This is a genomic window from Aeromonas veronii, from assembly GCF_040215105.1.
Classification (GTDB): Bacteria; Pseudomonadota; Gammaproteobacteria; order Enterobacterales; family Aeromonadaceae; genus Aeromonas; species Aeromonas veronii_G.
Genome location: NZ_CP157875.1, coordinates 1,541,119 through 1,554,801 on the forward strand (window position 1 = coordinate 1,541,119; position 13,683 = coordinate 1,554,801).

At 64.6% G+C, this 13,683-nt stretch carries 7 protein-coding genes; 1 reads left to right on the forward strand and 6 read right to left on the reverse strand.

What is annotated here, in order from left to right:
• Positions 1–71: 71 nt before the first annotated feature.
• The 6 genes from ABNP46_RS07275 to ABNP46_RS07300 form a co-directional block, all read right to left on the reverse strand.
• The gene (locus ABNP46_RS07275; RefSeq protein ID WP_349921743.1) at positions 72–3,008 is read right to left on the reverse strand and encodes a putative bifunctional diguanylate cyclase/phosphodiesterase; all 2,937 of its coding nucleotides are present in this window, start codon (positions 3,006–3,008) and stop codon (positions 72–74) included.
• A 152-nt stretch (positions 3,009–3,160) separates the two neighbouring features.
• Positions 3,161–3,580, reverse strand: a complete 420-nt coding sequence (locus ABNP46_RS07280; protein ID WP_349921744.1) for an ion channel — start codon at positions 3,578–3,580, stop codon at positions 3,161–3,163.
• A gap of 1 nt (position 3,581) precedes the next feature.
• Positions 3,582–4,610 (reverse strand): hypothetical protein, encoded by a 1,029-nt coding sequence (locus ABNP46_RS07285; RefSeq protein WP_349921745.1) that lies wholly within the window; start codon positions 4,608–4,610, stop codon positions 3,582–3,584.
• A gap of 7 nt (positions 4,611–4,617) precedes the next feature.
• A complete protein-coding gene (locus ABNP46_RS07290; protein WP_349921746.1) occupies positions 4,618–5,709 on the reverse strand; it encodes an HlyD family secretion protein in 1,092 nt (363 codons plus the stop codon).
• Positions 5,702–7,225 carry a TolC family protein gene (locus ABNP46_RS07295; protein ID WP_349921747.1) on the reverse strand — a complete coding sequence of 508 codons (1,524 nt, stop codon included), beginning with the start codon at positions 7,223–7,225 and terminating at the stop codon, positions 5,702–5,704. The genes ABNP46_RS07290 and ABNP46_RS07295 overlap by 8 nt, the downstream gene beginning before the upstream one ends.
• A gap of 3 nt (positions 7,226–7,228) precedes the next feature.
• Positions 7,229–8,266 carry an AI-2E family transporter gene (locus ABNP46_RS07300; RefSeq protein ID WP_349921748.1) on the reverse strand — a complete coding sequence of 346 codons (1,038 nt, stop codon included), beginning with the start codon at positions 8,264–8,266 and terminating at the stop codon, positions 7,229–7,231.
• Positions 8,267–8,835: 569 nt separating this feature from the next.
• On the opposite strand from ABNP46_RS07300, the gene ABNP46_RS07305 reads away from it, so the two are divergent.
• Positions 8,836–13,680 (forward strand): alpha-2-macroglobulin family protein, encoded by a 4,845-nt coding sequence (locus ABNP46_RS07305; protein ID WP_349921749.1) that lies wholly within the window; start codon positions 8,836–8,838, stop codon positions 13,678–13,680.
• The last annotated feature ends 3 nt before the right edge of the window (positions 13,681–13,683 follow it).

Sequence of the window (13,683 nt, forward strand, 5' to 3'; positions counted from 1 at the left end):
ACTCCAATAGTTCGTGCTGGGGGCGAGCAGGTCGTTATTTTATTACAAAAGGCCCTATAAATCCTACCTGTTTAGCCCAGGGGGCTCGCACCGAGCAGACTCTCCAGCGCCTTGACCGACAGGGGGCGGCTGGTCAGGAAGCCTTGATAGTGCTGGCACCCCAGCCCCTTGAGGACGCCAAGCTGCTCTTCATCCTCCACCCCCTCGGCGGTCACGGTGAAGCGAAACACCTTGGCCAAATCCAGGATGGCCTTGACGATGGCCCTGTCCTGTTCGCTGTGCACCAGCGTCTGGATGAAGCTCCTGTCCAGTTTGACCTCATCGGCGGGCAAATCGCGCAAATAGGCGAGGGAGGAGTAGCCGGTGCCAAAATCATCGATGGAGATGAGGATGCCGAGGGCTTTCAGTTGGCGGATCCGGGCAATACTCTCCAGCCGGTTTTCCAGCACCACGGACTCGGTCACTTCCAGCAGCAGGCGGGAAGGGGGCACCCCGGTGTCGCGCAATATATATTCCACCTGCTGCACGAAGCCGGTGGTGTGGAATTGACGAGCGCTGACGTTGACCGACAGGTGAGGAATGGCGAGGCCGTTGTTGAGCCAGAAACTGTATTGGGCGCAGGCGGTCTTCATCACCCAGTAGCCGATCTCCTGAATGAGCGTGGTCTCCTCGGCGACCGGAATGAAGTCGCCGGGCGGCACCATGGTGCCATCGCTCTTCTGCCAGCGCACCAGGGCCTCCACCCCGGAGAGACTGCCATTGTCGACCCGGTATTGAGGTTGGTAGTGCAGCACCAGTTCGTTGTTGCGAAGGGCGTCCCGCAGCTGGTTGTTCAGGGCCAGCTTGCTTTTCTCCTTCTCCGCCATGGCTTCGCTGAAGAAGACATAGTTGCCCTGGCCGGCCCGCTTGGCCATGTGGGCGGCGGTATCGGCCTGTTGCATCAGGACGAGGTGATCCTTGTCCTCGTCGCTGAAGAGGCTGATCCCCACCGAGGCGCTGCAGTGCAGCTTGTGATCCCCCACATCGAAGGGGTTGCGGAACATCCCCATCAGCTCGCGGGCGAAGTGCTCCGCCAGGATCTTGGCGGTCACATACCCCTGGCCGAGGGCGGTAAACAGCAGGGCAAACTCATCCCCCGAGGTGCGGGCCAGCACCAGATTCTCCTGGGGCAGGGACTTGAGTCTGATCACCACGGCCTGGAGCAGCAGATCGCCACAGGCGTGGCCGAGGGAGTCATTGACCGACTTGAAGTTATCCAGATCCAGCAGCAGCAGGGCGCCCCATTGCCCGGTCGGGTGTTGCAGGGTGCGCTGCATGATGTCGTTCAGGCTGCGCCGGTTGTAGAGATCGCAGAGATCGTCGTAGTAGGCCAGGCGCTCGATATGGTGGGCCGCCTCCTTCTCGCTGCTGATGTCGTGGAAGCTGCAGACGAAATGGCTGATCTCCTCCTCTTCCTTGACCCCGGTCACCATGAGCCGAACCGGGAAGAGGTGCCCGCTCTTGTGCAGGCACTGCTCCTCCCCAAGCCAGTAACCCTCGTTGTTGACGGCGGTGGTGACGTCCGCTTTCAGGCTGTCCCCATAGTAGGTCGGGCGCAGCTTGGTGATGTGCAGGCCTATCATCTCATCCCCCTCGAACCCGGTGACGCGGGTGAAGGAGTCATTGACCTTGAGGATGATGCCGTCCTGATCCATCACCAGCAGGCCGTCATGGGTGTTGAAGGCGACTTCCGCCAGGCGCAGGGCCACATCGGTGGCGAGGCGCTGCAACTCGATGGCGGCCCGCGCCCGCTGGCCGCTCAGGATATCGAGCACGGGGATGGGATCTGCGATGGGCTCATCGAGCAGCAGGGTGAGCTGGCCGAAGGGGTCTCCCGGCTGACTGGAGAGGGGGATGCCGATGTAACCCCTGGCCTTGAGGGCGTTGAGCTGCTCGGCCTGCGGGTAGCGCTGGGGCAGATCGTCGATGTAGAGGGCCTGGCCGTGACGGAAGATCTCGAGTCCGGGGCCGGCTTCCAGCCGCAGGGGTTTGACGGTGGAGAAGGTTTCTCCTTCCAGGGTGCAGCGCGGGATGATCCAGAGCTCCTGACCGCGGGGTTGGAACTCGGCGAGCCAGCCGATGCGGGCACCGCTGATACCCATGGCCCAGTGGAGCAAGGCCCGGCAATAGTCGTGTCCCGTCTTGAGGGCGAGATCCGCAGGCGGGGTCAGGGTGGGGGCCTCGGTCATCACCGGCTCGGGTTGCCAGTGGCCGAGCAACTGGGCGCAGTGTCGCACCAGTTGCAGCGCCTCTTCGCCGGGCAGGGTCGACTCCAGGTATTCGAGACTGAGGACGCCGATGAGCTTCTCCTGCTCCAGCAGGGCGCCGTCCAGGCGAGAGCAGACATTGGCCTCCCCCAGATAGTAGTGCTGCCCCAGCATGGGCTGGTGGGCGGCCTCGGAGAAACTCAAGGCGCCGCGGGTACGCAGGGCGCGGATGTAGCGGCTGTCTCCCCGGATGGGGGCAAGCGAATCCACCCCCAGTGTGAAGACAGGGGTCAGCTGCTCGCTGCCGAGGGGGCCGTTGGCCTGATAATGCCAGAGGATGAGCCGGTCGGCGCCGAGGCACTCCTTGAGGCTCTCCAGCATGGGGGCATATTGCCGTTGGCTGGCCATCTGGCTCAGACGTGGCAGCTGCAGGGCGAGGCTGGCCACGCTGTCCTGGCGCTGGGTCTGCAGGCAGATTAACCAGAAGGCATCTTGCTCATGGGATAGTGAAATATTCCACTGCAGGTCGGCGAAGCGAACTAACAGTCTGCCGCCCTGGCCGCTGGCCAGTTTTTGCTCTATGGGCAGGCGCAAGGCCTCGGGCAACTGGGCGGGCCAGGCGTCTCTGGGCTCATCGAGCCAGTGAAGGGGCGTCTGCATCACATCGGTCAGGGCCACCAGCCGCTGGCTGCGGGTGTCCAGGCGAAAGAACAGCGGCGCCGGGCTGGCGGTCGGGAGATGACTGAGCGCGGTAGACGACATGAACGGGCACTGTCCTGTTGGGAAACGGTCGGATGGCAAGAATACTGCAAAACCGCGTCAAACAACATTTTGTTGGCGTGATGCAGGACGCACTCTGCCGCCCTGGCGGAGCTGAAAATCAGGGGGAGGTGATGTGGCCCCGCCGCTTCGCGTTATCTCGGAAATTGCTTGCGGACATGATGCTGCAGCACCGCCAGCATGCAGGCACCGGAGAGGCCAATCATCAGGGCGCCGTTGACCGCCTCCAGTGGCCCCAGCAGTCGCCATTGCGGGCTCATGACGATATCCCCGTAACCCAGGGTGGCGAAGTTGACCGCGGAGTGATAGACGGCGTCGTGCAGGGTGGAGAACTCCCCCAGCCAGAGGAAGAGCCCCCCCCAGATGGCGATCTGGGCCAGGTTGCCCAGCATCACCAGAGTGATGATGCCAAACAGCGCCAACACCCCGGCGACGATGCCTTCCCGCTCGCCAAAGCGTCTGAAATAGAAGCGGATGCACCAGACCGATACCAGGGATTGCAGCAGCATGTTGGCCAGGATCACCGGGATCCCGACCAGAAAGATGGTCAACATATCACTCTCCAACGGGTTGCTCTGCCAGGGGGCGGCCGACCGGCCACCGCTGCTCGAACAGCCAGATACAGCACCAGCCGTAGCCAGCCACCAACAGATAGAGGCCGCAGCGCATCGCCGCCGCGAGCCAGACATCCTTGCCCGCCGCGCTGTCTTCGATGGCCGGGCCGAACAAAATGATCGCCGTGATCCAGGCATTGCTCCAGAACGAGGGCGGGAAGCGGGTCGGTGTCAGCCCCAGCAGTCGCCGCGCCAGCCAGAGGGTCATCAGGGCCAGCATCAGCATCAACATCAGCAATGACGGCCAGATGCCGAGCCCCATCCAGAGCGCAAAGGCCAGCAGGGCCCCCATCAGGGTCGAGCCCAACAACTCCTTGCCCGCCGCTTTGGCGCTGAGGGCGCTGCTCTGCTGGCCCAGGGCCACCGTCTTCATCACGGCGGGAATGTAGAAGGCGGGATTGCCGAGGGCCAGCAGCCAGACCGGCAGCACTATGATGACAGCGCGCAGCGCCAGCCGCTCTGGATGCTCCGGGGAGGCGGGCCTGGGCCTTGGGGCGGACTCTGTCGCCGGTATGGGTGGAAACAGGCGATGAGCCAGGGCGTTGACCAGGGCCCCCACCAGGATCCCCACCGCCATCATCTGGGCGATGGCGATGGCAAGTCGCTGCTCGATGAGGCCGGCCACCGGGATCACCGTGATGGCCATGATGAGCAGCATGGAGGCCACCCCCTTGCCCGCCATCCCCTGCAGCATCAGCAAATAGAGCAGCAGGGTGACGAGCAGCACGGCCGCCGGGGCGTAGTGGGTCAGCAGGGGCACCAGCAGCACGCCCCCCATCATCACGACCATCAGCAAAAGGCCACCCACCAATCCCTTCTGTAAGCACAGGGGGTCTCCCGGGCGGCACAACACCACCCAGGCCATGATGAGTCCAAGGTGGGGCATGGGCAGGGCGAGTCCGTAGCAGAGCCCCGCCGCCAGTGCGATGCCGGTGCCGATGCGAAGGATTGCCCTGTCGGCGTTATGCATAGACCACCTAGTAGAGGAAGGAGCAGAGGCTCATCAACCGGATGTAGAGCCCCCCCAGCAGGTTCATCAGGCCATTGTCGGCGGCATAGATCATGACATCGGCCTGGCCACCGACCCGCAGCCCGTCGGCCGGTGGCAGATCCCCCTCCTTGAAGGCGACCTTGACCGGGAAGCGCTGGGCCTGCCGCAGCCAGTCCCGGTTGTTGTCCACGCTCGGCAGGGTGCCGGCGGGCTGGCTCTTGCCATCGCTCACCCCGTAGCCGATGCTGCGCACTTCCCCTTCAAACAGGCGACCGGGCAGGCTGTCCAGCAAGATGGCGACCCTGTCGCCGGGCTGGACGTTGCCGAGGTTGTTCTCCGTCAGATCCGCCGAGATCCAGACGTCGTGGATGGCGATCAGGGTCATGGCCGGGGCACCGGCACCGATGAACTGACCGCTGTCCGTGCGAAGATCCGTGATGAGGCCGCGCCCTGGCGCCACCACCCGGGTGTTGGCGCGATCCAGCTCGGCCTTGTGGACCGCCGAGCGGGCGCTGAGCAACTGGGAGTTGTCATCGCCGCTGGCGCCGGCGGCTTCGATGGCGCGGCGCACGTCGGCTTCGGCCGCCGCCACCTGGCTCTTGGCGGTCTCCCGGCTGGCCTGGGCGACCTCGAGACGGCGTACCGAGATGGCCCCCGGATCCTCCCGATAGAGTCGCTCCTGGCGAGCGGCATCCTTGGCGGCATTGTCATAGGCGGCGCGCATGGCCATCAAGGCCGCCTCGGCCGCCTTGACCCCCTCGTTGCCCGCCTTGACGCCGCTCAGCACCGTCTGGTAATCGGAGCGTGCCTTGGCCAGGGCGATCTCATAGGGTTCGGGATCTATCTCGAACAGGGGATCCCCCGCCGCCACGTCCTGGTTGTCGCGCACATGGACCCGCTGGATCTGGCCGGCCACTTCGGCGGCAATTGGGACCACGAAGGCCTGTACCCGGGCCTGGGAGCTGTAGGGGGTCAGCCGGTCGGCCAGCAGATACCAGCCTAGCAGCAGGGCGATGAGACCGAGCAGCCCCAGGGTGGCGTTGCGGCTGGCCTTGCCGGGGGGAGTGTTGTCAGTCATGGGCACTTACCTTCTGGGAAGAGGGGGCTGGCGGCTGGACCTGGTCGAGCAAGGGGGCCCAGTCGGCGCGTTTGCGCAACTGGGCTTCGACGGCGGGCGTTACCAGGGGGCGGGATCGCCCCTGCTCCCAGCCGCCACCCAGAGCCTTGTAGAGGGTGATGAGGTCGCGCATGCGGGCGCCCTGGCTGTTGACCAGCCGCTCCTGCTGGCTGAACAGGGCGCGCTGGGAGTCGAGCACCCGCTGAAAGTCGGCCATGCCTTCCCGGTACTGGGTGTTGGCGATGTCCAGAGAGCGCCGCGCCGCGGCCCCCGTCTGGGTCAGCAGGGCAATTTCGTCCTGGCCATTGGCGTAGGCGATGGCGGCATCATCCACCTCCCTGGCCGCCTTGAACAGGGTGTCGCGATAGCGCTCATGAAGCTGCTGGAAGCGGGCATCCTGCACCAGTACCTGATTGCCGAGGCGCCCCTGATCCAGCAGGTTCCAGCTGAGCGACGGACCCACAGCCCAGGAGTAGGTGCCGCTGCTGCCACCGGTGGCGCTGACCCCCAGGGTGCCGAGCAGGGTGATGGAGGGGTAGAGCTCGCTCTCGGCCACTCCGACGAGGGCCGACTGGGCGGCCAGTTGCCGCTCGGCGACCCGCACATCGGGGCGGCGGCGCAGCAAGTCGGCAGGCAGTTCGGCGACCAGGGCTAGCTGACCCCGGGGGATCTGCCCCGTCCCTGCGCCCATCTCGGGCAGGGGGCCTGGCGTGCGGGCCAGCAGGGTCGAGAGGGCGTTCTGGCTCTGGCGCAGACTGGTCTGCAACTGCGGTATGCCGGAGAGGGTGCCCAGATACTGGGTTCTGGCCTGTTGCACATCCAGCTCGGCGCTGTTGCCGCTCTTGAACAGCCGCTCGGTGATCTCCAGGCTGCGGCGCTGGAGGCGGGCGTTGTCATGGGCTATCTGAAGCCTGGCCTCGACGGTTCTGATGCTCACGTAGAGCTGGGCTACCTGGGCAATCATCAGCACCTGCACATCGTCGTATTGCGCCAGGGTCGCGAAGTAGTTGGCATCCGCCGATTCGATCCCGCGCCGGAACTTGCCCCAGAAATCGAGCTCCCAGCCGAGGTTGAACCCCGCGCCATAGTGGCTGCCTGCGCTGCTGTGGCCATCCCGGCTCTGGCCGGTCTGCAGGAACTCCCCGGTACCGACCGTTGCCTGCGGGTCGAGCAGGCTCTCGGCGATGCCGAGCTGGGCCTGGGCCTCGAGGATCCGCAGACCCGCGATGCGCACATCCGGGTTGTTGCGAAGGGCCTCCTCGATCAGGGCGCTGAGCACGGGATCGTGCAACTGCGCCCACCATTGCCGGTAGTCAGTCGCGGTGGCGGCACGCTGGCCCTGACTGGCGTTTTGCCAGCCTGCCAGCTCGGTGACTTGGGGAGTCTGGTAGTCTGGGCCAAGCAGGGTGCAGGCACTCAGAAACAGGCATGCGCCCCCTGCAAAGAGGGGGCGCATGGCATGATGAACGACGACCATGGGTTATTGCTTCACGCCGGGTTGACCTTCGTTGACCCAGGCCATGAAGATGCGATAGCCGATGGAGAGCATGGTGGCGCCGATGAACATGCCGAGGATGCCGTTGGTGGCCATGCCACCGAGGGCGCCGAGCAGCACCACGGGCATGGGGGCGTCCACCCCGCGGCCGAGCAGCAGCGGCTTGAGCACGTTATCCGCCATGCCGGCGATGACCAGCAGCACGGTATAGACGATGTTGACGACGGTGCCGTGATCCCCGGCCATCCACATGTAGGCAATCACCGGCCCCGTGACCAGGATGACGGGCACCTGGGCGATGCCGAGGATCAGTGCCAGCACGAAGAAGATGCCCACCGCCGGGATCCCCGCGAGGGACATGATGATGCCCGCCAGCAGCGCCTGGATGAAGGCCACGCCGATGACCCCCTGTGCCACCGCCCTGATGGTGCTGGTGCACAGCTTGATGAGGGCGATCCCCTTGTTTTCATCGGTGAAGCGAATGGCGATGCGGGTGGCGCTGACGGCGCCCGGTGCCCCCCAGGCCATGATGATGCCGGCGACGATGAAGGAGGCGACGAAGCCCAGCAGACCGCCCCCCATGCTGGCCAGCATGCCGACGACCTGCTTGGCAATGTCGCCAAGCTGGGGCTGGTAGCTCTTGATGAGGCTCGGCAAGTCCACCGAGGCCTTCAGCCAGAAGGCGTGCAGCTTCTCGCCCACCAGCGGAATGGCGGCGATGCTGTCGGAGGGCGCGGGTATGGTCAGGGTGTTGTTCTCCACCTTGTGAACCAGGGAGCTGACACTGTCACCCAGGGAGCTGACCATGGCGATGGTGGGAACGACGATGAGCACGATGCCCAGCAGCACCAGCAAGGTGGAGGCGCGACCCTGCTTGCCACCGAGGCGGGCGGCGAAGCGCTGATGGAGCGGATAGAGGGTCACCGCCAGGATAAGACCCCACAGCATCATGTTCATGAAGGGGGAGAAGACGGTAAAGCAGAAGGAGGCCAGACCCAGGATAAGCCCGAACTTGATAAACATATCCAGGAATCGGGTCACCAGCCTTTTTTCGACTATGACGAGATCGTTATTTTCCATTCTGGTATGACTCCGGCAGGTAGTGAGCACATAACGATGTTGGCCCGACAAAAAAGCCGGGCCAACGGGGATACTGTGATGCAGTAATAAATGAACCTGAGTTCAATAATTGGGTTCGTCTTGGCATTGCTGCATACCCGTGCTTCATTTATGGCACAGGCAGTGGGCTTGTAAAGACGGTTCCTAACTATTTGAAATTTATTTGATTGATGGTTCTGATTTGATGGCGGCAAAGCATAAATAGTCCACGCAAGGCACACAAGTGAACTATTGTTTGCAGTTTAGCCTGGGTTCAGAAAACGGATAAATTCCGACAGCGATATAATGAGGTTCCTACCGAGAGTGTCGATTGAATTATATCCCTGAGACATTCATGGATGGTCTGTTCTGCTTTAATATGCCACTTATGTAGTATCTCGTTCTGGATAAGGGATTTTGTATTAATGAGACGGGATCCCTTATCCTGTACTCCTTGCACCGCCGTCGCGGTGATTCAATCCGGGATGACATCCATGTACCTCTTCGCGCCCCTCTCCAAGCCCCGCATTCTTCCATTGCTTGCCCTGTCGTTGGCCGTGTTGCTGGGGGGCTGCGGCCCTGAACCGGCAGAACCCAAGGCGGGATCTACGCCGATGGCGGGCACGGAAGAGCCCGGTGCACCTGAACACATCAGCCAGGCCAGTGCGCGGCAATACCGGAATGCCCCGGCGCTGGCCCTGGTCTTCTCCGGCCCGCTCCCGCCAAGGCGCAGCTGGCAGAGCTGGCTTGGGGTGACGGAAGGGGGCAAGCAGGTGCAGGGGGAGTGGATCCTGGCCGAGGATGGTCGCACCCTCTACTTCCCGAGTGTCAAACCCGACACGGCCTATGAGGTGAGTCTCAAGGCGGGACTGGGGCCCAGGGCCCAGCACTGGACCCTCAAGACCCGGCCGCTGGAGGCGGGGGCCTCCTTTACCGCCAGCGGCATGGTGTTGCCGCTGCGCCAGGAGCTGCGTCTGCCCATCAGCGCGGTCAACGTGGATGAGGTCAATATTGACTTCTTCAGGATTGATGCGGACTATCTGCCCCGATTCCTGGCGCAGTACAGACCCGGCGCCGGCATGGGCAACTGGGATCTGGAGCAGGTCAGTGCGCGGGCCAAGCGGGTGTTCAGCGGCCGCTATGCCCTCGCGCTCGATCCCAACCGCCGCGAGACCCGCCTCATCAACGTGAAGGAGCCGCAACTGGCCGAGGCCGGGGTCTATTTTGCGGTCATGTCCCCCCTTGGCGATTACCACTGGCGCAAGGAAACCACCTATTTCGCGGTGAGCGACATGGGCCTCAGCGCCCGCCGCTATCCGGATCAGCTGGAGGTGTTCGTCAGCTCCCTGGCCAGCGCCTCACCCCTCAAGGACGTACAACTCTCCCTGCTCGACGAGAAGGGCAACCGGCTGCAGGTGCAGCGCTCGGATGCCGAGGGCCATCGCCGCTTCGAGCAGGTGCAAGGTGCCCGCTTGCTGCTGGCGGAGCAAGGCAAGCATCTGGCAGTGCTGCGCCTCGACGGCGCGGCGCTGGATCTCTCCGCCTTCGATCTGGGTACCCAGCCCTGGCAGGCGCAGCAGCTTTATCTGTTCAGCGGACGGGATCTCTATCGCCCCGGTGAGCGGCTCGACAGCGAGATCCTGCTCAAGGGGCAAGATGGTCAGTTGCTGCCCGGCATGGCGGTGGAGCTGGAGGTGAAGCAACCGGATGGGCAGTTGCTTGAGCAGCGGCGGCTGTTGCCGGACAACCTGGGGGCGGCGGGCTACAGCCTGCGATTGCCACAGGATGCCCCCCTGGGTCGCTGGACCATCCAGCTGAAAACCGCCGCCGGCAGTCGCTTCGAGTGGCCCTTCCTGGTGGAGGAGTTTCTGCCGGAGCGGCTGAAACTCCAGCTTGGCACCGGGCCTGACGGGGAGCTGCTCGGCGATGTCGAAGCGCTCTCGCTGTCTCTCAAGGGGGATTATCTCTACGGCGCCCCCGCCAGCGGCACCAAGGCCAAGGCGGAGGTGACCATCAGCCGTGCCCTCATGCCCTTCGGCCAGTGGCAGGGATTCACCCTGGGAGACGTGCGGCTGCAGGATGAGGAGAAAGAACCCGAGCCCCTTTCCCTGACGCTGGATGAGCGAGGGGAGGGGATCGTGTCCCTTGTCGATCAGCTCGACGACGTCAAGGCGCTGGGTCCGCTTCAGGTGGCATTCCGGGTCTCCCTCTCCGAGCCCGGTGGCCGGACGGTGAATCGCAGTCGCACCCAATACGGTTGGCCGGCGGGCAGCCAGTGGCCCGCCCTCAAGGCGGACTTCGTGGCAGACAGGGTGGAAGGGGGCAGGCCCCTGCCGTTCCAGATCCTCAACCTGGATGGACAGGGGCAGCCGGTGGCGGGGGTGGTGAAGGTACGCCTCATCAACGAATACCGCGACTACTACTGGCACTATTCGGGGGGCGAGGGCTGGAAGTATGAATACAATCCCCAGCCCTACCTCGAGCAGGAACTGACCCTGCCACTGGATGGCAAGGGGCCGACGCCCCTGAGCCTGCCGCTGGCAACCGGTTGGTATCGCCTGGAGGTGGAAAACAGCCAGGGCCATGTCTCCAGCCTGCGCCTCGAGATCGGCAGTTACGCCTGGGGCGGCGGCGGGGAACAGGCCCGCCCCGACAAGATAGCCATCAGCCTCGACAAGCGGGCCTATCAGGCCGGTGACAGCGCCAGGGTGACGCTGGTGGCACCGCGCGCCGGCAAGGGCCTGCTGCTGGTGGAGGATGGCGATGGTCTGCGCTGGTGGCAACGCATCGAGTTGAAAGCCGAGGGGGAGGCGACCACGGGTCGCGGGGAGTTCGAGATCCCTATCCGCCCCGAGTGGCAGCGCCACGATTTGCACATTTCGGCCCAGATTGCGGCCCCGGATGGTGACGCAGTGCCGAGCCCGGCGCAGGTTCAGAGCCTGCGCTCGGTCGGTCTGGTGCCCCTGACTCTGGACAGAGAAGAGCGTCGTTTGCCGCTGACCCTGAGTGCGCCGGACAAGGCGGTGCCCCTGACTCGCCTCGAGGTGAGCGCGAGCTCCACCCCCAACAGCCGGGGGCGGGTGGTACTGGCGGCCGTGGACAGGGGCGTGCTCAATATCAGCGACTATAAACCCCTGGACCCGTTCGAGATTTTCTTCGGTCGCAAGCGCTTTGCCCAGGATTTGTTTGATAACTACGGCCAGGTGATCCCGCCCCAGGATGGCAAGCTGGCTCGCCTCAACTATGGCGGCGATGCACCGGCCCTCAAGAAGGGGGGCGCCCTGGAGAGCCGGGTCGAGGTGGCGGCGCTCTGGAGTGGCGAGGTGAGCTTCGATGAGAGCGGCAAGGCGGTCATCCCGCTGGATTTGCCGAACTTCAACGGTGAGCTGGCGCTGATGGCCCTGGCCTGGAATGAGCAGCAGGTCGGTCAGGCGGAGCGTGCCGTCAAGGTGGTCTCCCCCCTGGTGGCCGAGATAGGTTGGCCGCGCTTCGGCGCCCGCGGGGACGAGACCCGCGCTCTGGTGCAACTGCGCAACATGAGCGGCAGCGATCAATCCCTCTCCCTGGACTGGACCCTGAGTGGTGGCCTGCAGGCGGGGAGCGAGCTGCCCGCTACCCTTGCGCTCAAGAATGGCGAGGAGCGCTGGCTCACCCTGCCCCTCACCGTCACGGGGGCGAGCGGGGTCGCGCGTCTGGCGCTGGCTGCCAGCGGCGATGGCTTTGCCATGAGCCGCGAGTGGTCCCTGCCCCTGCGATCCCCCTGGCCGGCCCAGACCCGCCAGCGTTACCAGATGCTGACCCCCGGTCAGCAGATGCATTTCGCTCCGAACGAGCTGGCAGGGCTTGATAGCGCCAACCTGCAGGGGCTGCTGAGCCTCTCGGGCACCCCACCTTGGGATCCGGCAGCCCAGTGGCAGGCCTTGGCCGATTACCCTTACGCCTGTCTGGAGCAGACCCTGTCGCGCGCCTGGCCCTATGAGCTCACCACGACTGCCGAGCGGGAGGCCTGGTCCAGGCCTCTGCCCAAGCCCGCCAAGGCGCAGAACGAGGCCGAGGTGCAACGTGGCCTGATGCAGCGATTGCAACGGTTGCAACTGCCAAGCGGCGGCTTCGGTCTTTGGGATGGTCGCTCCGATGAGGAGCAGTGGCTCACCGCCTACGCCGCCGACTACCTGCTGACCCGCAAGGAAGCCGGTGAGGCAGTGCCTGAGGCCATGCTCAATCAAGCCTTGAACCGTCTGCAAAGCTATCTCACCGACAGCCAGTATGGCGAGCGCTGGAGCAGTGCTCCCGAGCACAGCCGCTTGGCCTATCAGGCCTACAGCGCCTATGTGCTGGCACGGGTGGGCAAGGCGCCGCTCTCCACCCTGCGCCTCATCTGGGAACAACAGGCCGATCACGCCCGCTCCGGCCTGCCGTTGCTGCATCTCTCCCTGGCCCTGTCCGCCATGGGGGATCAGCAAGGCGGCGCCGAGGCCCTGAACCGGGCACTGGCGACCGAGCGGGGGGATGATTATCTCGCGGATTATGGCTCCCCCTTGCGGGATGGGGCGTTGACGCTCGCCCTGCTGCGCCAGCACAAGCTGGCACCGGATAGCTGGAGTGGGTTGAGCGCCAGGCTGGCCGACACCCTGGCCCACCGCCAATGGCTCAGTACCCAGGAGCGCCTCGCCCTGTTGCGCCTGGCCCAGGTTGACCCCGCCGTCGACTGGCAGGCCAGGATGGTGAGTGCCAGTGGCGAGCGCTCGCTCTCTGGCCACGCGAGTCTGCAGCTCGGCGCCCCCGAGGCGCTGACGATGAGCACAGTGGGCAACGAAGGGCAGGGTTCCCTCTATGTGCAGCGCACCCTCATCGGTTACCCCGAACAAGCCCCCAGCCGCGTGAGCCAGGGGATGAGCGTGACCCGCAGCTGGTTCAACGGGGATGGCAAACAGCTCGACCCCGCCAAGGTGCGGGTGGGGGATCTGGTGGTGGTGAGACTGAACGTCTCGAGCGAACAGGCGGTGCCCGACGCCCTGCTGGTGGAGATGCTGCCGGCGGGCTTCGAGCTGGAAAACCCGGCTCTTGGCAACAGCATCAAGCTCGAGGAGTTGCGGATCGACGGCAAGCCCGCCTGGCAGAGCGACTGGAATGACTACTTGAAGCATCAGGAGTTCAGGGATGATCGCTACACCGCAGCCCTGGACTTGAGCGAGGGGAGCAACCAGCAGCTGGTCTATCTGATGCGGGCGGTGACCCCGGGGCATTATCAGGTGCCGCCAACCCAGGTGGAGGATATGTATCGTCCGGAGATCCGGGCGGTGGGGCAGGATATCCACGAGGTGACCATCTCTGAGTAGGGC